General features: G+C 35.8%; 28 protein-coding genes and 2 pseudogenes. 10 read left to right on the top strand and 20 right to left on the bottom strand.

The genetic code is table 11. The features are described from left to right. Positions 1–24: 24 nt before the first annotated feature. Both AAIE21_RS09615 and AAIE21_RS09610 read left to right on the top strand, forming a co-directional pair. Positions 25–246 (top strand): annotated as a pseudogene (locus AAIE21_RS09615) (hypothetical protein). A 127-nt stretch (positions 247–373) separates the two neighbouring features. Then, entirely contained in the window at positions 374–814 is a 441-nt protein-coding gene (locus AAIE21_RS09610) for a hypothetical protein (RefSeq protein ID WP_343266571.1), read from the top strand. 261 nt (positions 815–1,075) lie between these two features. On the opposite strand, the gene AAIE21_RS09605 is transcribed toward AAIE21_RS09610, so the two are convergent. From AAIE21_RS09605 to AAIE21_RS09585, 5 genes are all read right to left on the bottom strand, one after another. Continuing rightward, positions 1,076–1,210 carry a hypothetical protein gene (locus AAIE21_RS09605; RefSeq protein ID WP_343266570.1) on the bottom strand — a complete coding sequence of 45 codons (135 nt, stop codon included), beginning with the start codon at positions 1,208–1,210 and terminating at the stop codon, positions 1,076–1,078. Continuing rightward, positions 1,207–2,301, bottom strand: a complete 1,095-nt coding sequence (locus AAIE21_RS09600) for a response regulator aspartate phosphatase (RefSeq protein ID WP_343266569.1) — start codon at positions 2,299–2,301, stop codon at positions 1,207–1,209. The genes AAIE21_RS09605 and AAIE21_RS09600 overlap by 4 nt, the downstream gene beginning before the upstream one ends. 971 nt (positions 2,302–3,272) lie before the next feature. Further along, positions 3,273–3,758: a GNAT family N-acetyltransferase gene (locus AAIE21_RS09595; RefSeq protein WP_343266568.1), complete on the bottom strand. Its 486-nt coding sequence runs from the start codon at positions 3,756–3,758 to the stop codon at positions 3,273–3,275. Then, complete coding sequence (locus AAIE21_RS09590) at positions 3,755–4,303, bottom strand: 2'-5' RNA ligase family protein (RefSeq protein ID WP_343266567.1); 549 nt, start codon at positions 4,301–4,303, stop codon at positions 3,755–3,757. Before AAIE21_RS09590 ends, AAIE21_RS09595 begins: the two co-directional genes overlap by 4 nt. A gap of 6 nt (positions 4,304–4,309) precedes the next feature. Then, positions 4,310–4,876 (bottom strand): GNAT family N-acetyltransferase, encoded by a 567-nt coding sequence (locus tag AAIE21_RS09585; protein ID WP_343266566.1) that lies wholly within the window; start codon positions 4,874–4,876, stop codon positions 4,310–4,312. A 135-nt stretch (positions 4,877–5,011) separates the two neighbouring features. Between AAIE21_RS09585 and AAIE21_RS09580 the strand changes: the two genes are divergently transcribed. From AAIE21_RS09580 to AAIE21_RS09570, 3 genes are read left to right on the top strand one after another with little or no spacing between them, the layout of a single operon-like run. Further along, complete coding sequence (locus tag AAIE21_RS09580) at positions 5,012–5,908, top strand: ABC transporter permease subunit (RefSeq protein ID WP_343266565.1); 897 nt, start codon at positions 5,012–5,014, stop codon at positions 5,906–5,908. Further along, positions 5,905–6,948 carry an ABC transporter permease subunit gene (locus AAIE21_RS09575; protein ID WP_343266564.1) on the top strand — a complete coding sequence of 348 codons (1,044 nt, stop codon included), beginning with the start codon at positions 5,905–5,907 and terminating at the stop codon, positions 6,946–6,948. Before AAIE21_RS09580 ends, AAIE21_RS09575 begins: the two co-directional genes overlap by 4 nt. Before the next feature lie 43 nt (positions 6,949–6,991). Beyond that, positions 6,992–7,339, top strand: a complete 348-nt coding sequence (locus AAIE21_RS09570; RefSeq protein WP_343266563.1) for a MazG-like family protein — start codon at positions 6,992–6,994, stop codon at positions 7,337–7,339. A 20-nt stretch (positions 7,340–7,359) separates the two neighbouring features. On the opposite strand, the gene AAIE21_RS09565 is transcribed toward AAIE21_RS09570, so the two are convergent. Then, positions 7,360–7,785, bottom strand: coding sequence for a GNAT family N-acetyltransferase (locus AAIE21_RS09565; protein WP_343266562.1), 426 nt, complete (start codon positions 7,783–7,785; stop codon positions 7,360–7,362). A gap of 130 nt (positions 7,786–7,915) precedes the next feature. Here AAIE21_RS09565 and pdxR point away from each other — a divergent pair, with 130 nt between their 5' ends. Further along, complete coding sequence (gene pdxR / locus AAIE21_RS09560) at positions 7,916–9,337, top strand: MocR-like pyridoxine biosynthesis transcription factor PdxR (protein WP_343266561.1); 1,422 nt, start codon at positions 7,916–7,918, stop codon at positions 9,335–9,337. Between the two features lie 21 nt (positions 9,338–9,358). On the opposite strand, the gene AAIE21_RS09555 is transcribed toward pdxR, so the two are convergent. Further along, complete coding sequence (locus AAIE21_RS09555) at positions 9,359–10,216, bottom strand: YitT family protein (protein ID WP_003197206.1); 858 nt, start codon at positions 10,214–10,216, stop codon at positions 9,359–9,361. Between the two features lie 177 nt (positions 10,217–10,393). Between AAIE21_RS09555 and AAIE21_RS09550 the strand changes: the two genes are divergently transcribed. The 3 genes from AAIE21_RS09550 to AAIE21_RS09540 all read left to right on the top strand — a co-directional run bounded on the left by AAIE21_RS09550 (position 10,394) and on the right by AAIE21_RS09540 (position 12,397). Further along, a complete protein-coding gene (locus tag AAIE21_RS09550; RefSeq protein WP_343266560.1) occupies positions 10,394–11,269 on the top strand; it encodes a phosphotransferase in 876 nt (291 codons plus the stop codon). A 23-nt stretch (positions 11,270–11,292) separates the two neighbouring features. Next, positions 11,293–11,541: a hypothetical protein gene (locus tag AAIE21_RS09545; protein WP_343266559.1), complete on the top strand. Its 249-nt coding sequence runs from the start codon at positions 11,293–11,295 to the stop codon at positions 11,539–11,541. A 190-nt stretch (positions 11,542–11,731) separates the two neighbouring features. Further along, positions 11,732–12,397, top strand: a complete 666-nt coding sequence (locus tag AAIE21_RS09540; RefSeq protein ID WP_343266558.1) for a DUF6273 domain-containing protein — start codon at positions 11,732–11,734, stop codon at positions 12,395–12,397. A 36-nt stretch (positions 12,398–12,433) separates the two neighbouring features. On the opposite strand, the gene alr is transcribed toward AAIE21_RS09540, so the two are convergent. After that, on the bottom strand, positions 12,434–13,609 hold the full coding sequence (alr, locus tag AAIE21_RS09535) for an alanine racemase (RefSeq protein WP_343266557.1): 1,176 nt from the start codon (positions 13,607–13,609) through the stop codon (positions 12,434–12,436). 172 nt (positions 13,610–13,781) lie between these two features. Between alr and AAIE21_RS09530 the strand changes: the two are divergent. After that, positions 13,782–14,281 (top strand): annotated as a pseudogene (locus AAIE21_RS09530) (DinB family protein). Positions 14,282–14,307: 26 nt separating this feature from the next. Here AAIE21_RS09530 and AAIE21_RS09525 read toward each other — a convergent pair. The 12 genes from AAIE21_RS09525 to AAIE21_RS09470 form a co-directional block, all read right to left on the bottom strand. Beyond that, positions 14,308–15,084 (bottom strand): Cof-type HAD-IIB family hydrolase, encoded by a 777-nt coding sequence (locus tag AAIE21_RS09525; protein ID WP_343266556.1) that lies wholly within the window; start codon positions 15,082–15,084, stop codon positions 14,308–14,310. Between the two features lie 126 nt (positions 15,085–15,210). Continuing rightward, complete coding sequence (locus AAIE21_RS09520; RefSeq protein WP_343266555.1) at positions 15,211–15,405, bottom strand: 4-oxalocrotonate tautomerase; 195 nt, start codon at positions 15,403–15,405, stop codon at positions 15,211–15,213. A 21-nt stretch (positions 15,406–15,426) separates the two neighbouring features. Next, on the bottom strand, positions 15,427–16,215 hold the full coding sequence (locus tag AAIE21_RS09515; RefSeq protein WP_343266554.1) for a 2-keto-4-pentenoate hydratase: 789 nt from the start codon (positions 16,213–16,215) through the stop codon (positions 15,427–15,429). A gap of 3 nt (positions 16,216–16,218) precedes the next feature. Next, complete coding sequence (dmpG, locus tag AAIE21_RS09510) at positions 16,219–17,244, bottom strand: 4-hydroxy-2-oxovalerate aldolase (protein ID WP_343266553.1); 1,026 nt, start codon at positions 17,242–17,244, stop codon at positions 16,219–16,221. Continuing rightward, positions 17,231–18,130, bottom strand: coding sequence for an acetaldehyde dehydrogenase (acetylating) (locus AAIE21_RS09505; protein ID WP_343266552.1), 900 nt, complete (start codon positions 18,128–18,130; stop codon positions 17,231–17,233). Before AAIE21_RS09505 ends, dmpG begins: the two co-directional genes overlap by 14 nt. Before the next feature lie 32 nt (positions 18,131–18,162). Further along, positions 18,163–18,942 carry a 2-keto-4-pentenoate hydratase gene (locus AAIE21_RS09500; RefSeq protein ID WP_343266551.1) on the bottom strand — a complete coding sequence of 260 codons (780 nt, stop codon included), beginning with the start codon at positions 18,940–18,942 and terminating at the stop codon, positions 18,163–18,165. Positions 18,943–19,018: 76 nt separating this feature from the next. After that, positions 19,019–20,488: an aldehyde dehydrogenase gene (locus AAIE21_RS09495; protein WP_343266550.1), complete on the bottom strand. Its 1,470-nt coding sequence runs from the start codon at positions 20,486–20,488 to the stop codon at positions 19,019–19,021. 11 nt (positions 20,489–20,499) lie between these two features. Further along, a complete protein-coding gene (locus AAIE21_RS09490) occupies positions 20,500–20,958 on the bottom strand; it encodes a RidA family protein (protein ID WP_343266549.1) in 459 nt (152 codons plus the stop codon). Further along, on the bottom strand, positions 20,930–21,973 hold the full coding sequence (locus AAIE21_RS09485; protein ID WP_343266548.1) for an amidohydrolase family protein: 1,044 nt from the start codon (positions 21,971–21,973) through the stop codon (positions 20,930–20,932). Before AAIE21_RS09485 ends, AAIE21_RS09490 begins: the two co-directional genes overlap by 29 nt. Next, complete coding sequence (gene nbaC / locus AAIE21_RS09480; RefSeq protein ID WP_343266547.1) at positions 21,958–22,497, bottom strand: 3-hydroxyanthranilate 3,4-dioxygenase; 540 nt, start codon at positions 22,495–22,497, stop codon at positions 21,958–21,960. The genes AAIE21_RS09485 and nbaC overlap by 16 nt, the downstream gene beginning before the upstream one ends. Positions 22,498–22,525: 28 nt before the next feature. Further along, the gene (locus AAIE21_RS09475; protein WP_343266546.1) at positions 22,526–23,074 is read right to left on the bottom strand and encodes an FAD synthetase family protein; all 549 of its coding nucleotides are present in this window, start codon (positions 23,072–23,074) and stop codon (positions 22,526–22,528) included. A 19-nt stretch (positions 23,075–23,093) separates the two neighbouring features. Continuing rightward, positions 23,094–23,840, bottom strand: a complete 747-nt coding sequence (locus AAIE21_RS09470; RefSeq protein WP_343266545.1) for an IclR family transcriptional regulator — start codon at positions 23,838–23,840, stop codon at positions 23,094–23,096. Positions 23,841–23,941: the final 101 nt, after the last annotated feature.

The raw sequence follows: 23,941 nt of genomic DNA, 5'->3' as shown, positions 1-23,941 counted from the left end.
CTTAAACTAAGGGAGAGATTTTTTATGACAACAAACACTATTCAACCAACTAATATTGATATGGTAATGGAGGAGATCGACACGTTAGTGTCAACCTTCCAAGACTCACTTTCTCGTATTACTTATAAAACTTGCAAAGTGGATACATTTCAACTAGGCCTTACATATGTGGTTATCCTATGATCTGGCAAAATCTCTAAAACTCTTAGTTTTAATCTAAACGAATTAACTGAGGAGAATTTTTAACTTAAGAAGCAACAAACAAATATCAACTGTCTAGCCAACAACAATTTTTTATTATATCTTGTGTCTTGTTTTGAAACGTAGCTAAATAGAAGTAAGAAAACAATTAAAACTAAAGGGAGAGATTATGATGAACATTAAAACAACTAATAACAATAAATACCACGTAAATGAATTATTAAAAGTAAGAAAAACTCTTATAAGCGTAACAGCTATTGAAGGTGTAGACCTAAGCGATCACGACAACGAGTTATATGATGAAATCATGGACAACTTAACTGACTCTCAAGATGCGATCTATAAAATGACTATGATTGAGCTACCAGTTCTCAAGGACAATGTCACGAGAGATAGCGTAAAGAAAGCTATCGAAGAAGTCCTAGAGTGGGAAAACAAATTAGACTCAGCTCGTAAAGATATTGAATCTACCAATTATGAAACTTGGGAAGAAAGAGAGTTAGCTTACAAAGGATTACACTTATTACTTTCTCATAAGAGTAAAGCTTGGGAGACTCTAACCGAGGAGTTAAATCTAGAGGTAATTTATGATATATTCGATGAATATAAGTAATATACCGAGCCGGCTTCCTGAGTCAGCTCTTTTGTTTTCCTCCTCAGGTTAACCATTACAGTAATTGAAATTATAGTTTATGTACTCAATGAAGCCAGTGAGATAACTTTTGAGACTACTGTTTATTTAGCACAAATCCCAGTTTCACCTACAGTAATCCCCCTCGGATATCCTAACTTAACGATATGCCACTTGTTAATTCTGTACAAAAAAATAAAGCAAGGATTTCTCCCTGCTCCTGTTAATTCTTTATTAAAGAGATCAACCTCCAGTGTTTCCATCTGCCATAGCTTTCACTAGAGTAGTACTTTGCTGCTTATCTACTGAAGTATGTACTCCAAGTGTTAGCGTCAAAATTGTTACAATTCCCATTAAACTAAGTATTGCTTTCTTCATTTTAGTGCCTCCTTCTTGTGGATTTCTTTTTTAGCTTCATAACTTAAATAAAAGTACTTACTTCCTTGTTCAAAGTTACCTTCATTGTGGTACTGCACAGCCACTACTTCAGTATACTCTTGAACATACTCCCATAGTTGTTCTCTTTTAAAGTAATCCATTCCTGCTAAAACTACTTTTTCTAACTCTTGAGCTGGTGCATTTTGAACCATGGATTTCAAAATTACCAATCGGTACTGATACTCATTGTTTTCTATTTGTTTACATATTGTTAAACCTTTTTCAATAAGCTCCAAAGCAATTTCTGTTTGGCCTAATTTAAATTGCTCTCTAGCCTCAACAAATAGGGCTCTGTAATTCGTTGGCATTTTTTCATTAACTTCAGATAAATAACGAATAGCCAATGGAGAGAGATTTTGACTTGCATACATTAAACCTAGATTTTGGCGAACCATAAGGATAAAGTGCTCTTCCTCTATCTTCTGAAAAGTGTTCATCGCAGAAGTTAAATGCTCCTCAGCTAGTTCCCATTCTTTTAAATGTATACACGCTAACCCATAAAGGTTATTACAAAAAGCTAGATTTAACTCATTACCATTGTGTTTAGAAAATATCTCTTTAGCTTTCGTTACATGTGTAATCGCTAACAACGCTTGATAAACATGATAACGGAATGTAGCTAATTTATAGTAAAACTCTGCATGTTCAAGTTCATCAGAAATATACCTTAAGAGTGATTCAGCTTTCTCATAGTGCTCTTTAGCCAAAGTGTATTCACCAATTGCATTAGAGTGGATAGCTTTAAAAAAATGATAATAGTAAGCTAGTGAACTATTTGTTGGTACACCATAAAAGTCGATTTCATCAAAACAATCTTTGGACACTCTTAAGTTATCAATTAAGTAATTATATCGAAAATTGAGAAGTAAGTAATGCTGTAATAACTCTGAGCTTCCTTTAACCTCATTAATTTTCCCTTCCACTTTCGGCTTTAAATTTCTTGCTTTTTCTAAATGTCTCGAGCGAATCTCTAAATACCATTCGTTTAATAATCGGGTTACTTGCTCATTCCCCTTTGTTTGAATGTTCATAAATAACCTCCCCATCCTTTTTATACAAAAAATCCCTATAATAAACAATAACAAAATTCGAATAGATAAAAAAGGATATATATTTATTTCTCAAGAATATTCAGAATAAATAACTATAAAAAATAACTCCTAGTTTATATCTAGGAAGCCCCCCTCTTTAACAACCTTGCTGTCTCGTAATAGCATTCCTACTCGGAGAATTGCTCTCTTAGGGAAAAGTGCTACTGGTCTGTAAAGGATTTTTGTTTAGTATCCTCCATGATGAATTACAAAGTATCCAAGTTTAGGTTTAATTTGGAATGACGACATAATGTCACTATTTAAGAAATCTCTTAATTCTTTACCATTTTGTTTCCCAAATCGTATGCACACAAAGAAAGGAGCAACCTGTATAGGCTACTCCTCCTAAGCTTATTCTCTTTCTTGAGTGATTCCCTTTTATGTTCGAGCTCCAAAATCTCCTAAACATCCACACTAAGGAAAGTATCGCCATCTGTATAGTGATAGATACGCACTTCTGAAAAGAAGAACTGAGAAGGCTATTTCGTGCTTATTCATTACCCATGTCAAATAACATTGTAAGATTTGCCGAGCTAGCGTTATCCTTGTTTTCCTTACTCATCTTAAATTTATTGTTTAATCCTAGAGTTTCAATGTAGCGTATAAGCTTAATCTCAGGATCATTGTAACTTTGAGAGTCTGAGAGGAACTTAGTAGAATCAAGTCGTCCTACCTTGATATAGTTCATAGCATATCTATCTACTAAACTTAAATTGAAAGGGTCTACCTCGTAGTTTTCACAGAAGTAATCTACAAAGTGATTGTAAAGCTGCACTTCCTCCTGAGTTAGCGTATTACGGAAATCCTTTGAGTAAATACCATGAATTGCACTTTCATCTTCTTTTTGTTTACAATAAGAAGCAGCTGGGACACAGCTGCTTCTTGAATAATTCCTTTTGGTTTTATTCTTTTTATATATGTAAAACCATTCTTATAGTTTGTAAATTATACCCTTCAAAATCCTCTTCGAATTGCTCTAAAGCTGCAAAGCCCTTTGCTTTATAAAACCGCTTCCCTTTTTCATTCGCGGCTTCTACACAAATATAAATCTTCTTAACACCGTCTAAAATTGTGATGCCTCTTTGCAATAAAGCTGTCCCAACTCCTTTTCCTTGATGCTCCGGCAATAAATAAATAGCCCCTAATTCCGCTTCATTTTGATGTTTTACAGGTGAAAGATTAGCAAATCCAACAACTCGGTCATCTACTTCTGCTACAAATAAGTGTGAATGTTCTAAGCGTCGTTCCATCATTTCATTTGAATATGCTTGTTCTAAAAAATTTTTTTGAACTTCCTGTGGAATGATTCCTTTATATGTATCATGCCAAGCCTCTTTCGCCACTTCTTGTACAGCAGCAATATCTTGTACGTTCACTTCTCTAACCACATACGTCATATCGATGTCTCCACTCTTTTCAAATTGTATTCTGCTACTATGTGACAAGAAGGCGGATTACCATTTTCATAGTTCACTTTAATTAACTTTAAACTTTCTACAACTGCCGTTTGTGCACTAAAATCTTTATATATAAACTCCATTACACGAACAAATTGCTCTCGCTCTAAACGATTGGCAATCGTACAATGTGGTACCCACTTCTCAGGTACATAATACGACTCTGGGTGATCATGAAAATCTATAAAATGATCATGCAACAATTGATGTAACTCTAGTAATCTTCTCGTTATCGTTGGTGTCAAAAAGATTGTTCCATTTGTAGGAAAGGTGCCAACAGAAGAAAATCCAACTGGAAAGCACCCTATATTCTCTGTAAATTTTTCTAACTTCTCTCCATATGTTTTCAAATCCAAAGTATGATAATCAGCTAATGTAATATGAGGCTCTAGGTCTTCACTATGTACAATGTCCGTTAATCCTTCTCCAATCTCTTTTACATGCTTCGAAAACTCCTCATTAAATGTAGCAATAATGGCGTACACAATTCTTCACCCCTTTGCTTCTCTTAACTCTTCCCACTCTTCTCGAACCATTCCCATTCGAATAGAATCATAATATGTCCCATTATAATAACGACATTTTCGCATTCTACCTTCTAACTTCATTCCAATTTTTTCTGCAACTTTCATCATACGTTCATTTCTAGACCAGGTCGTTAAACCTACCCTACCAATTTCCATATTTTCAAATAGCAAATCCCTATATAATTGCAAGGCTTCTGTACCATAACCACCATTCCAATATGCTGGGTTATAAATCGTAATTCCTATTTCTAACCAGCGTGACGCCTTATATTCCCAATAGAAGCCCACTGTCCCTATTATTTCGTTATCCGTTTCAATAATAAGTTGCGACAAAGGTTCTTCTTTGAGCTTAGATTGCAAACTTCCCTTATACACTGGATACTCCTGAATCGAAAACGGGAAGTATGGTGCATCCCACTTTTTCCACTCAGGATTTTCTTCCTTATATATTTGCGACCATAATGATGTCATATCACTTTCCCAAATTTCTCGAACAGTCACTTTTTTCCCCTGTAAAAATGTTTTTTGCATAAAATCCTCCTATATATCTTTCTATCTAAAATAGAATTTCAATATATTTAATTATAATGTTTTTTCTGAAAAATCAAAACGTTTTTTGTTTTTTGTTGTATAATTTTGTAAAAGAATGCTTTTTGGAGGTTTTTTATGATCAAACAAATATGGAAACCCTGTTCAAAATTCATCACACTTATTGCAACGTTACTTCTCTTTTTAAATGTACCCTACTTATTCTTTTCTAAAGGATCATTCTCGTTTCAACCTGGACAATTTATACAGCAATTTTCTAGCACACTAAGTGATTTAGCTTCACTTCAATCCTTGTCCTATCAAATACCTAGTTTTGGCGTTTCTAAGACTGTTCATTTATTTCCTGATGTTTTCAACCCATATCTATATTCGTTTACTATTTTGTGCGCTGCTTTTTTTCTATCTTTATGTGTCTCAACAACTATGACTTACGTCTATTTTTTATCACCCAAATGGCTTAAAACTTTAACACATCGTATTGTATTTATATTAGAAGCATTACCAGATATGATGATTATGGTTCTTCTTCAAATTTTTTTTATATGGATATTGCGAGAGTATGGATACACTCCCGTTACGATTATGTCATTTAACGAAAATAAAGCTTATGTATTACCGATTATTTGTTTATCAGTTTTACCAACCTTACAAATGTTTCGAATGATGCTTTTATATATTAAAGAAGAACAAGAAAAGCAATATGTAGAAGTAGCATATGGAAAAGGTTTATCATCCAGTTACATTTTACGTACCCATATATTTAAAAATATTTTTGTTCATTTGTTTTATCACTTAAAAACAATTTTTGTATTTTTACTCTCTAACTTATTTGTTTTAGAACTAGTTTTTCACATGAAAGGTATCATTTATTTTTTAGTTTCGTCATCCCGCTTTTCTACAGCCTGTTATTTCGTGATATTACTGATGATTTTGACACCATTCTATTTTTTATTTCAGTGTATTTCTTATATGATACAAAAATCAGAAAAAGCAGTTAGGGGGGAAATCGCATGAAATCGATTTGGACATCAAAACGATTTTTATTTGGCTTTATTTATCTTTTTAGTATTCTAACTGCCAGTTTTATTTATGGATGGTATTTTAAAAGCGATACATTAAAACCATTGTTACTCCTTTATAACGAGAATAAAGATTTAATCGGCGCTGCTCCCTTCTCACCAGTTCAAATGCCGCCACTTGGATCCGATCGCTTCGGTGAATCTATTTTTTATCAATTATTAGATGGTGCAAAATTCACTATATTATTTGCACTTATAATCGCGTTATTACGAACAGTTTTTAGTGCGATTTTGGGAATTATAATTAGCTTATATGTAAAACCTTGCAAAAAGATTATAAAAGCTTTCTCCGAAGTTTTTTATTATGTTCCAACTGTTTTTATTGCTGCTATTTTAATCTTACCTGTTAACGTAAATATCGACTCTTCTGTCAATCGGCTAGAACCTAATGTCAGTTTTGCAATTTACCAAGCAATCATTTTAATTTTAGTTGCTCTTCCAACCGTATCATTATTTATTTCTTCAGAAATCGATGAATTTATGAAAACAGATTACATATTGAGTTCAAAATTAATGGGGGCATCCCGCTTTCATATTTTAAAGAAGCATTTACGTGTTTTACTTCGCGAGCGCCTGTTTATTTTATTTATGGAACATGTTGTGCAAACACTTATACTTATGATTCATTTATCACTCATACAAATTGTAATTGGCGGTGCACAAGTAAAGGACATGGGCGATGGACGAATTAAACTAGTATCTATGTCTAACGATTGGGCAGGGTTAATCGGATTAAACTACTACGAGATTAACATCGCTATTTGGATTATTTTAGGTACACTTATTGCATTTTTCATTACCATTTTAGTTATTAAATTCATGATCTCAGGTATACAAGATGCATTAAACGTGCAGAAATCTGTTATAAAAGTAGAAAATAGAGATTTCAAAGAAGAAAGTTATAAACAAAACAAAGAATCATTTACTTTTGCTAGCAAAGAACAATCGTCCTATCACTCTTCCATTAATATGTAAGAGACAGTTACTTTTATTTCTATATAATTAGGGGGCAACTATCATGAAACGAGTTCAAGAAGAAATGGGCTGGAATCATAATGATAGACGCCATGAATTTCAGCACAGTAAAGAATTTCTCTTATATATCCATATGTTACTGACAACAGAGGTCGCTGAAGTCGCTGAGGAATTTCGGACACTCTTTTATAGGGCAGAACAACTAAAAAAAGAAGGTGTTCCTGAACATGAGGCATATGCTCAGGCGAAGGAAGAAATCCGTGAAAATCTCGGTAAAGAGCTTGCGGATTGTCTAGCTTATTTATGTAAGTTAGCTAACTTTTTTGAGTTTAACTTAGAGAATGAGCTTAGTAAAAAATTAGAAGAAGTACGTATTCGCTATCAAAAGTAAAGAAGAGGTATTCCTCTTCTTTACTTCAATTTCTTATAAAATGAATAACTAACTTTTTCATAGCCTTCTCTCTCATAAAAACGATGAGCATCTATACGCGGAAAAGCTGATGTCAGTGTAATACAAGTACACCCCCGTTCTTTTCCCCATCTTTCTATGTATGATAGTAATACCTCACCATACCTTTTCGACCGATGAGCCTCAGCTGTTACAAGGTCATATACAAAAACATGGTTCTTATTATAAAAATTCGTACATACCGCTACTCCAGCAAGACTTACCACCTCATTTTCTTTATTATATAAAGAAAATAATTGATAGCGTTCCTCTTTCATCTGACGAAATAAAGACTGTGCTTCCTCTTTTGTAAGTGCAGTTCGTAATTGTTGTAAAACGGGTAATACCTCATCTAGTTGTTCCTCTGTTTTTATTTCCTTAACATTCATCAAATATCTCTCCTAACTATTTATAAAATTTTCTAAATGTTATATTATTAGTATAAATAAAGACTGCCCTTCTCTTAAGTGACAGTTCAATTCTTTTTTATAAGGCCAGTTTTAAAGGAGAGCGCATGCAATGGATTTAATTATCCCTCTACAATTAGAAAGTCAAACGCCTATCTATATACAAATTTACAACTACATGAAACAAGAAATCTTAAAGGGAACGCTCCCTGCTGGAACCCGTCTCCCTTCTCACCGAAATTTAGCATTACAACTTGGTGTTAGCCGCATTACAGTCGAATCAGCTTATCAGCAGTTGTCTGCGGAAGGCTATGTCGAGAGTAAACCAAAGCGCGGTATATTTGTTGTTGAAGTAGATATAGATGTTATTCCAAATAATCAACAAGCTCCATCTTACCAAACTGAAAAAGAACGAAAAAACACGCTCTATTTTGATTGTAGCCAAGGAAATATCGATCAAACAGCCTTTCCACTCTCAAATTGGAAAAGAGCACTACAAGAATGTTTACTCCAATATGAAAGCGATTTATTTACAAAAGAAGACCCACAAGGAGAACAAATACTTCGCACTCACATTGCAAAATATTTGTACCATGCTCGCGGGGTTCATTGCACACCTAACCAAATTATTATCGGTGCTGGTATACAGCCCCTTCTTTGGTTACTGGTTCAATTACTTGGGAAGCAAAAATCATACGCAACAGAAAACCCTGGATTTCATCGCGTAAAAGCTATTATCCAAAGCTGTGGCCTTCCTATTCATCCTATCCCACTAGATGAAAAAGGAATGGACATTTCATCTCTACATAATTGCAATGCAAACGTTGCTTATGTTACCCCTTCTCATCAATTTCCATATGGTATGATTATGCCTTTATCAAGGCGACTTGAGTTATTACAGTGGGCCAATAATTGCTCTGGCTATATTATTGAAGACGACTACGACGGAGAGTTTCGCTACGTTGGAAAGCCTATTCCTTCATTACAAGGACTTGATACAAATGAACGTGTTATTTACATGGGAACTTTTTCAAAATCATTTTTACCTTCCTTACGAATGGGCTATATTGTTCTGCCAAATCATCTTTTGGAGGCTTATAAAAACTTAGACGGTATCTTCAAACAAACTGTTTCTAAAATACAACAGCTTGCTCTTGCTAACTTTATTCAAAACGGGGATTGGGATCGACACTTAAACCGCGTTCGTACATTATATAAGAAAAAACATCATACATTAGTCAAATCACTTTTAAGTCAAATGGGGACTGGTGTTGATATACTTGGAGATCAATCTGGACTTCATATCGTACTACATGTTCATAACGGCATGTATGAACAAGAACTCATTCAATCAGCTGCTGAAAAACATGTAAAACTTTACCCTCTATCCATATACGATTCAGTAAATAACTTACAAAAAGAAGCTTATGTATTACTAGGTTTCGGAGGGGTACCAATCGATTCAATTGAAACTGTTGTAACATTATTAAAAAAAGCTTGGTTTAGACAAAAAAACTGTTCCTCGCACAAATAATTGCAAGGAACAGTTTTTTGTCTAATCATTTGATGTTTGCCCTGATCGTGATGATATTCCTGGGCGTTTCACACCAGTTGTTTCCGTTGAATAAGAAGCTTCAATTATGGCACTTGAATCTACAGAGAGAACGAGATCTTTCATCTTTGGATAAATAAAACGGTTTGTAATACAATAGATAATTCTCTGGTGTTCTCCCAAAAAACCACCTTCTCCATGTAGATACGTAACAGAAAGTTGTAACTCCTTCATAAGAAGTTCACCAATTTCTTTATTTTTACTCGAAATAATCATGACACTCTTGCCTTGATTAATGCCATCTAATATGAAATCAATCATCTTCGTAACAATATAGAAAATTGCGAGTGAGAACATTGCTTGCTCAATTGAAAACAAAATAGCGACAAATACGAAAATAACAGCATTTACAGCAAGTAAAAATGTACTAATCGGCACTTTAAAATGTTTGTTCATCCAGACCGCTAACATTTCTGACCCATCAATTGCACCGCCCATTTTCACAACAATTCCAACACCAATTCCAAATAATACTCCGCCGTACAATACGATTAATAATTCAGAGGTTGTGATAGCTGGAAATGGCTTCAAATAAATTAATCCGAGAGTTGTTACAACATTTGCATATGACGTACGAATAAAGAACTTTTTACCCATTACTTTTGCAGTAAATAATAAGATAGGAATATTAAGTCCTAAAAACACACCATAAAGCGGTAGCCCCGCAACTTTATTTGCCATAATAGAAATGGCTGTTACCCCACCATCTACTAGTCCATTTGGCGCCAAAATCAACTCCAATGAGCCAGCTACAATAATCGATCCAATTGTTAATAGCACATATTCAAATATTTTCTTCATTGATTACCCCCAAAACAGATATATTTTCTTAGTATTATCATACCGAAAATTCTCTATTTTTGCAAAGAAATGGCTTTATTTACACAAATTCGACACTTTTTTGGAAATTTTTATATATTATATTTCTAAATAATATATAATGATTTTATTGAATTTTTAGAGAAAAGGAGTTTTTTTATGTTACAAGAGTTATTCAGCTCCCCTATCTTATCTATAGACACGTTACACCCAGGTTATGAAGATCATGCAAGTGACGTCTGGCTCGTAAAAACAGAAACCGAGGAAGTCATTGTTCGATCTTCTAAAATGAAAACAGAACCGAACAATGATTTTTGGTGGGGATGCAAGCATCTATTCGGCATTGACCCAAGAAATGTACATACGCTAGAAACCATACACAAACAGTTGCAACAGTATACAACGCTCCCTATCCCCCAAATACTACAGAAGTATACATTAGAGCGAGAATATGTTGTTGTCGAAAAGTTAAACGGTCAAGTACTCAAATCATTTATAGGACAACCGGAGTCTATCTTATATGGCCTTGGAAAAGGCTTAGCACAAATCCATCAATATAAAGCAAATTATATTGGAAATCCATCTGGAACTTTTCAAATTCCGCTTCATAAATTTCACCAACATATAACAGACGTAAGTAAGCAACTTGTAACTATGTTTTACTCTAATAATTCTAAAATAAATGACTCATTCGAAGTTTTCCAATCACAACTTCATGCACTACCGGTACCACAGGAAACGACGCTCATTTTAATCGATATGGACCCAACTCAATTTTTAACAGATGATATAGCAATTACTGGTTTGGTAGATACAGAAGCTTATGCAGTTGCGCCAAGAGAACTTGATTTTATCGGATTAGAATATGTATTTACAGAGAACGAGGCTAACGCTTTCCGGAAAGGTTACGAAACAATAATGCCCATTCCCGATTTAGAACGATGCAGAGCACCATACCGATATTTATATCGATTATTATCCGTTCAAGGAAATGTGGATTTAGAGGAATGGTTACAACACCCTTCCTTTTTCTAAAATACGCTTACGGAGATTACAATATGCAGATCCCAAAAATGAAACAATTATCAATGACTGAAATTCAGCATATTATAGATTTAGCTCATATTTGTAAACGAAACGATGGCATCGATTATCCGTCACATTTGCATGTCGATATTCTTAAGAATCGAAAAGAAAATCGGCTAAACGATTTTCTTTTATATAACAATAAACAATTAATCGGTGTATTAAGCATAGTTGTAAAAAAATGCGAGTCATTCTATTCCGCAATCGGGCCATTTCATTGAATAAATTTGCATATTGTTTCCCTCCTTAAACTAACTAAAAAGAAGGTAAAGGCATGGACTAACTGTTTTTAAGTTCATTAATAACCTTTTTAATTTATGATTTGAATTAATTAAGTATATCTCACCCTAACCTTAGCACTTGCATCAATGTTATATAATTAAATTAGAAACGAATCAGGAGGAAGCTATTATGCTAGACAAGAATATAAAGTCGGGTGAAGTCATTACTTTTGGTACTTATCCACATACAGCGGAGGGAACAGATAAAACACCGATAAAATGGAGGGTGTTGAAAAATTCAGATAACGAATTGTTTATTTTGAGCGAGTTTTTTTTGGACTGCAGAAGATATCATGGCGAGTCAGTGGATATTAAGTGGCGTGATTGCGTGGATATTACATGGCATGACTGTGATTTGCGCAAGTGGCTGAACAATGAATTCTATAACACCGCATTCAATGCCGCCGAAAAGGAGTTTATAAAGACGACTCATTGCATGGACAATGGAGAAGGCACCCCGGATACCGAGGACAAAGTTTTTTTGCTTAGCGTTACCGAGATAAAGGATTTATCTGATATACACGGCAAGAATTTGCGGCGCGCCATTGGAACGGACTTTGCCAAAATAAAAAAAACCGATGGATGTAGCTTATATGTGTATGATAAAACGAACAAAGATAACTATATCATCAGAAACGGCGAAGAAGTTGGCTGCTCCTGGTGGTGGCTGCGAACACAAGGAAATAAGCCTTCGCGTGCGTTTTTTGTCGGTACAAGTTGCAGTATTCGTAGCTACGCAAATGCCAGTGTGGCTGGTTACGGCGTGCGCCCAGCTTTAAAAATTAATATGAAATAGAAAAGACTGAACCTTAACGATTCAGTCTTTTCTATTTCATTTATTTCTTAATATATTCACAACTACAGTAGTTTCACCATTTTCCTTATATACACGCGGAATTCTTCGATCTAACATACAAGTCACTTCATAGTTAATTGTCCCTAACATATCGGCGATTTCTTCTACAGGAATTTCTTCCTCACCTTGTTTACCGTAGAACACTACTTCATCCCCTACATGTACAGGCATTGCTTTCGTAACATCTAACATTAATTGATCCATACAAACGCGGCCAAGAACTGGTACACGAACTCCATTAATTAACGCATGCCCCTTATTTGATAGCTGACGATTATATCCATCCGCATAGCCAATCGGAACAGTCGCAATCCATTCTTCTCCCGTTGTTACGTACGTATTTCCGTAACTTACACCACGATTTTTTTTCGCATGTTTAATATGAGCAACTTTCGACTTTAGTGATAATGCCGGCTCTAAGGAAACAACTGTATGATCTACTTCTCTTGAAGGATACATACCATATACACCAATCCCAACACGGACCATATTTTGAAATGTATTACTAAGTTCCATTGATCCAGCACTATTTGAACTGTGGACATATGGAAGATGAATGCCCATTTCTTCCGCTGTATTTACAGCTTTTTCAAATAAACTCGTTTGCATATTTGTATATTTTTTATCAATTTCATCAGCTGTAGAATAATGTGTAAACATACCTTCTATTTCTACATATTTCATATTTTTTAGTTCTTCTAAAAATGGAGTAACTTCCTCTTCTTGTAAGCCAATACGACTCATCCCTGTATCTATTTTCACTTGAATACGAGCTTTCTTTTCAAGCTCTTTAGCGATTTCATTCATATCTTTTAAATCTTCTATTCTATATACTGTCATCATAATATCATATTCAATCGCATCTTTAGCAGCTTCCACTGGTGTATAACCTAAAACTAAAATTGGCACTGTAACTCCAGCCTCGCGTAGTTCGATTCCTTCATCTACAAATGCAACGGCAAGTTGATGAATTCCAGCTTCAATTGCCGCTTTTGCAACTTCAACCGATCCATGACCGTACCCATTCGCCTTTACAGCTGCCATCATTGCAATATTTTTATCATCCACATGTTTTTTAAATTCTCTCACATTATGTTTTACAGCATCTAAATTCACTTCCACAATTGTATCTCTTCCATATCTCGAACTCATCGGTCTAAACTCCTAACTCAATAATTGCTTTCCATTCTATTTCTCGTTCATTATGACCTTTTACAATATAATACTTTTCATTTTCCTAGTCAAACTACTAGAATTTTCGGAATTTTGAATATGATATAATACTCTCAAGACATTATTATATACGGAGATGAGGAGAATTACAATGTTTGTTCAGGCTGTGTTGCATCAACTTGAAATTGCTGTTGAGACATCTATCGAAATGCTCAATCAACTCACTGAATTAGATTTACAAAGTAAACCAATTCAAAATAGACGGTCGCTATTTGAAATGTTTGCCCATCTTTCTCTCATTTGTCATGCAGATCTGCTTATCTTAAATGAAGCTACACAAAAAGAATTACATACCTTTTATCTAGAACATACACCCAAAACGATTGTTCAAATGCAACAAACGATGCTTCGAGGATATAACCTTCTCTCCAAAACATTTCTATCCTATTCAAATGATGAACTAGCTAAAATCACGACTGCATATTGGGGTGTTTCCTATTCTCGATTTGAATGATGATAGAAATTGTTGCTCATTTCTATCATCATCGCGGACAAATTCATATATTATTAGTTGAACATAATAAATATCCTAAAATTTCATTATTCGAATGTTTTTTCATTCGAATAATGAAACCAATCAAACAAAATTAATCTCTTGACAAAAATCACCTAAATGATCATATGACACCAAACTCCTGTAGCGCATAGGCTATCCCGCCTTCACTTGCCTTTTTTGTAACGAAGTCTGCTTTTTCCTTTAGCCTTTCCCCTCCATTTCCCATCGCAATTCCTAAACCTACATACTCTAACATATCAACATCATTTCCACCGTCTCCAAAAGCAATTGCTTCCGATTTACAAATATTTAGGTAATCTAATACCTTTTTAATAGCAGTTAGCTTAGAAACTTCAGTATCCTCAAGTACATTCATAACATACCCATGAAAACGCTCAAATTTAAGTGCTGGAAATCTTTCTAGAAATTTCTGAGCTTCTGTTTCATCCGCATACAAGCACACACAATAAACCTCATCTGAAAGGGATTTCATTTTTTCAGGATATTGTTGTAGGTTTAAAGTCTCTTTTAACGCTTTCATTACCCTTTCATTATTAGAAGCCATACCATTCATTGTAAATTCCTCTGTAAAATAAGAAACACCATGACCATTTAACTCAGCAAAAGTTGTGATATCATGAACTGTTTCTCTCGAAAGCACTGATTTATGTATAACTGTGTCATTACATTTTATATGTGCACCATTCGCGGAAATAAATGTATCAACACCTAACTTTTTAAATTCTAAGCATAAATTGTAAGGTCGTCCTGTTGTAACTACTACTTTAATTCCTTTATCAATTAATCTCCGTATAGCTTCTTTCGTACTTACATGCATACTTCTATCACTCTCACTTAATAAAGTGCCATCAACATCAAAAAAGACAACTTTATACATATTATCCCCTCTCTCCTATTAATAAATTTCTTTATACTAATTCGATTGTAAACATAATTTTCTGTCATATCAAAATAAAAAAGCAATTCTTCATTTATCATAAAGAATTACTTTTACTCAGAAAAACTATTTTTCTTCCACGCTTTCTTTCACCTTTCCTCCAACACCCCAATGAGAACCCGGAATCTCATTTACTAGTACACGTACACGTTCAGCATCCACATCCAAACTCTTTGCAACTGCATCTGTAACATTCGAAATAAGATTCTGAATCTGCTGCTGCTTTCTACCTTCAATAACTTGAATTTGTACAATTGGCATACTCATCTCTCACTTTACTATTTATTCACAAAACATTGATACACTACCTAAACCTTCAAACTGCGCGACAATAGCGTCACCAGCTTTAAAAGCAATTGCTTCAGATAATGCTCCGCTTAGTACAATATCCCCTTTTTTCAACCCTTCATTTTGTAATCCAAGCTTATTTACCGCCCAGGCAATTGCAGTTGCTGGATGCCCAAGCACAGCTGCTCCTGTTCCAGTTGTAGCCACTTTACCGTTTTTCGACATAACCATTCCAATATTAGCTAAGTCTATTTCCTTAGCTTCCATCCATTTACTCCCCAATAAAAACTTTGAAGATGAACAATTATCCGCGATTACATCAGGCAACGTAAATTTAAAATTCAAATAACGACTATCAATAATTTCCAAAGCTGGTGTAATATATTTCGTTGCCTTTAATACGTCATCCGCTGTAACGTTAGTGCCTTGTAAATCCTCTCCCATTAAAAAAGCAATCTCTGGTTCTACTTTTGGATGAATCAATGTTTCATACTGCACTGGTTCCCATTCAAACGCTAACATATCATGTAATAAATAACCGTAAATCGCTTCTTCAATCCCCATCATTTGTTGTTTTGCTTTACTCGTTAACCCAAGCTTTACACCAACTCGTTTGGATCCCTCTTTTATCTTTTGTTCGATTAATCGTTTTTGCAATATGTAAGCATCTTCCACTGTTAAATCGGGATGCTGATCCGTTACCTTTATCACTTCTTTTCGTTCTCTCTCTGCCTGAAGTAAATATTCAATAATCTCTGAATCTGCCCCTTTAACTAAAGCCATATTTTACACCCCCGTTTTTATCTTCGCTAATTCAGCTGCTACATCTAAAATCATATCTTCTTGTCCACCAACTACTTTTCTCTTACCAAGTTCTATTAAAATATCACGAGCATCTACACCAAATTTACGCGCAGCTCTCTCGGCATGTAGTAAAAAGCTTGAATAGACACCAGCATATCCCATGACAAGACTACCTTTTTGGATTTCTTGTGGTCCTGGTAACAGCGGAGCAACAATATCTTCTGCCAAGTCCATCATTTTATACAAATCTATATCTAGCTTATATCCCATGCGATCCAGTATAGCTAACAATACCTCTGTTTGCGCATTCCCTGCTCCGGCTCCAAGACAGCGAACACTTCCATCAATACGAGTTGCTCCTTCTTCAATTGCAACAATTGTATTTGCTACTGCAACAGAAAGATTATTATGGCCATGAAAGCCAATTTCAATATTTAAAGATTGACGTAACGCCTGTATTCGCTCCCGTACTTCATGTGGTAATAAAGCTCCAGCTGAATCCGTTACATACACAGCTTGTACCCCATAACTTTCCATAAGCCTTGCTTGTTCTACTAATTTCTCAACTGGTGCAGAATGTGCCATCATTAAAAACCCGCACACTTCCATACCTAACTCTCGTGCAAAATGAATATGTTGTGCAGAAACATCCGCTTCCGTTACATGAGTTGCTACACGAACAAGCCTTGCTCCAACGCTTTCTGCTTGTTTTAATTCATGGATAGTACCAATACCAGGAATAAGTAAGACAGCTACCTTGGACTGTTTACATTCTTCAACTGCCGCTTCAATAAGTTTCATTTCATCTACTAACGATCTTCCATATTGCAGCGTAGAACCACCTAATCCATCTCCATGACTGACTTCAATATAATGCATACCAGCCTCATCTAACGACCTAGCTACAGACCTAACTTGCTCCTCAGTAAATTGGTGCCTCATTACATGACTTCCATCACGCAAAGAAACTTCCGTTATTTTAATTGGCATATCACTATTTCGTTTCATTCATTACACCTCGCTTCTGCTCTCCCATTATTCGTGATGCAAACCCTTCACCAACTTTTAATGCCGCTGCTGTCATAATATCTAAATTACCAGCGTAAGGAGGAAAGTAATCTCCAGCTCCTTCTACCTCTAAAAATACAGTCACACGGTTCCCATCAAACATCGGTTCTTGTTTTAAAGCATACCCTGGAACATACGATTTCACTACTTCAACCATCTTGTAGATTGCTTGACTAATTGATAATTCATCCATATGCTTAACTTCACAATATACTGTATCTCTCATTAAAATAGGGGGATCTGCAGGATTTAATATAATAAGTGCTTTTCCGTAGTCCGCTCCCCCAACTTCTTCAATCCCACGCCTTGTCGTAATCGTAAACTCATCGATATTTGCTCGTGTACCTGGACCTGCACTTAAACTAGAAATCGTAGCAACTATCTCCGCATACGTAACGTCCGCCACTTCGTTAATAGCATGAACAATTGGAATCGTTGCTTGCCCACCACATGTAATCATATTGACGTTTTGCATTTCTACATGAGTCCCATCCTGTATAGCTGGACAAACAAATGGGCCACATGCCGCTGGTGTCAAATCTATCACTAGTTTTCCTAACTCTCTTAAAACTTCCGCATGATAAATATGGGCTTTAGCTGAAGTAGCATCAAATATAATATCCGCTATGCTAGGATTCTCAATGATCGCTTGTATACCATTATCAAAAATCTCATATCCTTCTTCTTTCGCCCTCCTTAATCCGTCTGATTCAGAATCTATCCCTATCATGGCAGTCATTTCAATACCTTCACTTTTTCTTAATTTATACATTAAATCCGTACCGATATTTCCAGAACCTATAATAGCTGCCTTCACTTTCCTCATATATATCCCCTCCTTTTCACACCATCATACGTTTATACAAATTTAATAGAAACCGAACCAAGAGACCCGAAATCCGCTCGAATCAAATCGTTACATTGGACTGTGATCGCACCAGATAACGCACCGGGTAAAATCAACTCTCCAGCTTTCAATGAAATATTGAATTCACTAAGTTTATTCGCTAGCCAAGCAACAGCTTGCGCAGGATGCCCTAATGCCGCCGCCCCTGCTCCTGTAGCAATTAAACTATTATTTTTATAGAGTGTCATTCCAGCTGTACGTAAATCTACCTCTGATACGTTTGAAAGCTGATTACCAATCACGACTTTCGCCGATGAACCGTTATCTGCTACTGTATCAGCAAGCTTAATCTTCCAATCTGCAATACGACTATCAATAATTTCAAGTGTAGGTACAATATATTTCGTTGCCATTAACACATCTACATATGTAATATTCGGGCCACTCAAATTCTCTGCTAAAATAAATCCAATTTCCGCTTCTACTTTTGGAGATACAAACGAATCTACAGCGATTACACTTCCACTTTCTACTTTCATATCATCTAGCAAATGTCCGTAATCCGGTTCATCCACTCCAAACATTTGCTGCATTACATCACTCGTAAGCCCGACTTTCTTCCCAATCACTGTGCGTCCTTGTTTTAACTTTTGTCCGACTACTTCGAGTTGAATGTTATACGAATCTGAAACGGATAGATTTGGATACCTTTCCGTAAAAGGAGAAATTGGTCTACACGTTTGTTCTGCCTGCAATAGTTCATCTGCTAATTCCTTTATTAACACTTGCATATATCTCACCTCATTTTTAGAATCTATATTTAGAACCCATCAACGGAAATACCATTCCGCTGATGGAAGTTTCACTTTATAATTTCATCGTAACTGTCTTTGCTTCTGTATAAAATTCAAAACTATGGCGTCCACCTTCTCGGCCAATACCACTTGCCTTAGAACCACCAAATGGAGTACGTAAATCTCGTACATACCAACAATTAATCCATAATAGTCCCGAATCAATTTGCGAAACAACTCGCTGTGCTCTTCTAAGATCATTTGTCCAAACAACTCCTGCTAAACCATAAATAGAATCATTTGCGATACGAATTGCATCTTCTTCTGTCTTAAATGGTATAACAACTAAAACTGGACCAAAAATCTCTTCTTGAGCTACGCGCATACAATTATCAACATCATATAGTACAGTTGGTTCATAGAAATTCCCTTGTGCTAAACTTTCAATTCTTTTTCCGCCGTGTGCTAATTTCGCTCCTTCTGAAAGACCTATTTGTACGTATTGATCCACTGTTTCCAAATGTGATTTTGAAACAAGCGCTCCCATATCTGTATCTTCATCAAGAGGATCTCCTACTTTTATCTTTTTCACAGCTGCTACAAATTTCTCTAGAAACTGTTCATATATGCTTTCTTGTACAAGTAATCTTGAACCAGCTAAGCAAATTTCTCCTTGATTCCGATAAATTGCTTCAATCGATCCTTGTACCGCTTCATCTATGTCAGCATCTTCAAATACAATATTTGCTGATTTTCCGCCTAATTCTAACGACACTGGTATTAAATTTTCTGAGGCATTCCGCATAATCGTTTTCCCTGTATTACTTTCTCCTACAAATGAAATACGTCTTACAGAGGGATGCGTCGTCATTTTCGTTCCTACCGTACTTCCTGGTCCAGTAATAATATTGAGTACACCTGGAGGTAGCCCGGCCTCATTCGCAATTTCACCAAGTATAACCGCACTTAACGGCGTGTAAGATGCTGGTTTCACAACTACTGTATTACCAGCGGCTAGCGCAGCTGACGCCTTCCATGTCATCTGCATAAATGGTAAATTCCAAGGAATAATTAAGCTTGTTACTCCTGCTGGTGCATATTTTGCATACGACATAAAGTTATGTTTATCATAATGTTCATGCACCATATACTTTGCCATCTCAGCAAAGAAACGAAAATTATGGGCAGAACGCGGAATATCAAAGCCACGGCTTTCTTTTATTGGTTTTCCAACATCAAGTGTCTCTATATACGCTAATTCATCTACCTTTTCCATAATCAAATCTGACATTTTGCATAAAATAGCCGAGCGTTCTTCCACAGGCATTTTACTCCAAATACCACTTGTAAATGTGCGCCCTGCCACGTCTATCGCTCGCTTAGCATCCTCTTCATTTGCTTGCGCAACAGAGGCAAGCTTCCTATTTGTTGATGGATTGAATGTATCGAACGTTTCGCCGGACATCGCATCGACATATTGACCATCAATAAATAACTTCGCATCTTTTACTTTTATTTTTTCAGCTAATAGTTCTTTATTCATTTTCTTGCCTCCTACTCTTCGATTTCTAAAACCATCTCAATTTCAATTGTTGTATTGTTCGGTAATTGAGCCATTCCAACAGCGGAACGAGCATGCTTTCCCTTTTCACCAAAAACATCTACTAATAAATCAGATGCCCCGTTTATCACTTTTGGTTGATCAATAAAATCTTCCGTACTGTTTACAAAACCAAGCAACTTCACAACTCGTTTCACCTTATTTAAATCACCTAGTTCATTCTTTACGACACTTAATAAGTTCAACATTGACTGTCTTGCCGCCTTATATCCATCTTCTATTGATATATCCTTACCTAATTTCCCGTGGTACTCATCAACACCTTGTCCAGCAGTAAACAATAAATTCCCAACTTTTACACATCCAACATAATTCCCCACCGCTGGACGAATAGCTGGTAGCGTGAGTCCCATTTCGCTTAATTTACTCTCTGGTGTTTGTACTTTCTGCATATACTACACCTCTTTTTTTCATATCAATGTTTAAGAAGCTCGCGGCATTTCCACCAAGCATCGCTTCCTTTTGTTCCCCCGATAACTCAAGCGTCTCGTCAATTACTTTACCTGGATGAATTTCCCGTAGTAAGAATGGATAATCCGATCCCATAAAAATCTTTTCATGCCCAAATCGTTCAATCATATATTTAAGATTGATAGGATCATAGTTTAAAGAATCAAAATAAAATTTCTTTGCGTAATGGCTAGGAGGATATGTAGTTAATCTTAGATGCGGCCATACTTGCCATCCTTGATCTAATCGCGGCAAAATATATGGAAAAGAACCGCCACCATGAGCAAAACAAATCTTTAACCCTGGAAACTTTTCCATCATGCCGCTCCAGATAAGTGTAGCTGCTGCAAGAGCTGTTTCACTTGGCATTCCAACTGTATACATAAAATTATGATGTGGCATTCTATCTCGCCCTAGCGTTTCCCATGGGTGAATAAAAATTGGAACCTGCCATTTTTCAGCCATTCGGAAAAATTCAATAAATGAAGGATCATCCAAATTTTTCCCATTTACATTCGTTCCAATTTCGATTCCATGTAACTTTAATTCCTTTATGCATCGCTCCATCTCACGAACTGCAGTTTCTCCATCTTGCATCGGCACTGTCCCTAATCCAACGAAACGATCTGGATATGCTGAGACTGTTTCCGCAATAAAATCATTTTGAATACGCGCCATTGCTTCAGCTTCTTCTGGTTTTGCCCAATAAGAAAATGTAACAGGGATTGGTGATAATACTTGTATATCAACACCTTCTCGATTCATATCTTCAATTCTTTTCTCTGGACACCATACTTGGTCTGTCACATCACGAAAATTCTTCCCTCCAACCATAATGGACGCACCACATGTACAAGTTCGATTTAATATCGGCCACCGACCACCACCAAACTTCTCTTCAAAATCTGGAAATGTTTCAGGAATAATATGTGTATGAAAATCTATTCGCACTTCCATTCCTCCACCTCTTCTGGCGTAATATGTCCACAGTTTTTACATGCACGAATTTCCTTATTTGAATTAAAGCTATGAATTGCTTCTTTCACTTGTTTTTCAATATCGCTTAATTGAACTCGTACGCGATGCATCTCATGATTACACTCATCACAGAACCAAACAAAATCCTCAAGTTCTCCTTGATTACGCTTCCTTTCAATTACTAATCCATATGTGTCTGCAACGCGGTGCGGTGAATGTGGCACCATAGCCGGCAACATGAACACGTCACCTTCTTTCACTGTAACGACTTCACGTTTTCCTTCTTCCGTAATACATTCCACATAACATTCCCCTTTTATTTGATAAAAGAATTCATCTGAAGGATCCACGTGGAAATCACGTCTTCTATTTGGTCCCCCTAAAATCATGGCAATAAACTCTGAATCTTGCCAAATCACCTTGTTATTCACCGGCGGTTTTAATAACTCTTTATTTTCATCAATCCATTTTAATAAATTAAAAGATTGTAATGTTTTTGACATGTTCTTTCCTCCTTATAATTCATCCCATTTATATTGTTTTAAGAGCCCATCCTAACAAGGATTGAGACCTTTGTAATTCCCCTTGAAATAAGTGATTTCGAATCCTCGTTGATGAAATCCGTTCACCTTCTTCACAACAAACCTCTTCGACGATAGAAACAGCAAAGTATTTCATCAGGAGCTCGATATCTCCTTCACGATTTTTTCCAAACCGAAAATCTTCACCAACACAAATTTCAACAGGGCATAACCTTTGTAATTCTTGGATAAAATGACTAGCACTTCTTGTCACATACACTTCATCAAAACGAATAACAATTACATGTTCAACACCGAGCTTCTGAAATCTATTTAACTTCTCATCAATTGGTGTTAACACCTGTGCTCCCTGAAAATAAGAACGTGGTGGTGGATCAAATGTATACACGACATTTGTAATCTGTAGCTTTTTTGCTTTCTCCACCGCGTTTCTAATAACGGTCTGATGCCCTTTATGCACACCATCAAAAGCACCGATCGAGATAATTGATTTTGTTAATTCAGGTATGCAATGACCATGTATATAAATGATTTTCACCTCTCTTTTACAATAGGAATCAAATATCCAAATAACCGAATTCCTTTGAAATCAAGTTTGCCGTATTCATTACACTCCGAATCATGACTTGGCGATTGCTTCCTTGCATATACGAGATGGGACCAACAATATTAAGAGCAGCAATGGTTCTCCCCGTATAAGAACGAATAGGAGCTGCAATACCATATAATCCATGTTCATTTTCATTATCACTTATGGAATAACCTTGCTTACGAATTGTCTGTAACTCCTCTTGAAATCTCTTCATACAAGTAATCGTATTTGGCGCCCTGGGCAAAAGCCCATTTTCTGGAGTATACTCTAAAGAAGAAGGATTAAATGAAAGAAGAACTTTTCCTGTACTTGTGCAATATGCAGGTTTTCTTGCTCCAACATGAGTTGATATTTGAACGGAATCCTTTGATGAAACTTTCAAAATAAATACAACGTCTCCACGGTCAAACATACCAATATGCACTGTTCCATTAAATTTCTTCACAAGTTCCTCTACAATTGGAATTGCCCCACTATAAATCTCTTGTTGGAACATCACTTGATTGCCCCACTCTAACAATTTCCAACCCAATCGGTATTTTCTTTGCTCATCTCGAATAAGCATTCCTTCTTCACACAATGTACGAACAAGATGATGAACTGTACTCGGATTCATATTTAATTTCGCTGCAATTTCAGAGTTTCCTAATACCGGCTCATCACTCGTGAAACAATTTAGAATCTTACAAATTTTACTGATAGAAGCGATCAAACAACTTACCTCCCCTATTCCAGTTATATATTTTCAGGTTCATATATTGCTAAACATATAAGAAGATTTACATCCTAACAGTAAAATTCTTGTTATCTAGT

This window comes from Paenibacillus sp. 102 (assembly GCF_039549175.1).
GTDB lineage: Bacteria > Bacillota > Bacilli > Bacillales > Bacillaceae_G > Bacillus_A.
This window is presented reverse-complemented; position numbering and strand designations above follow the sequence as displayed.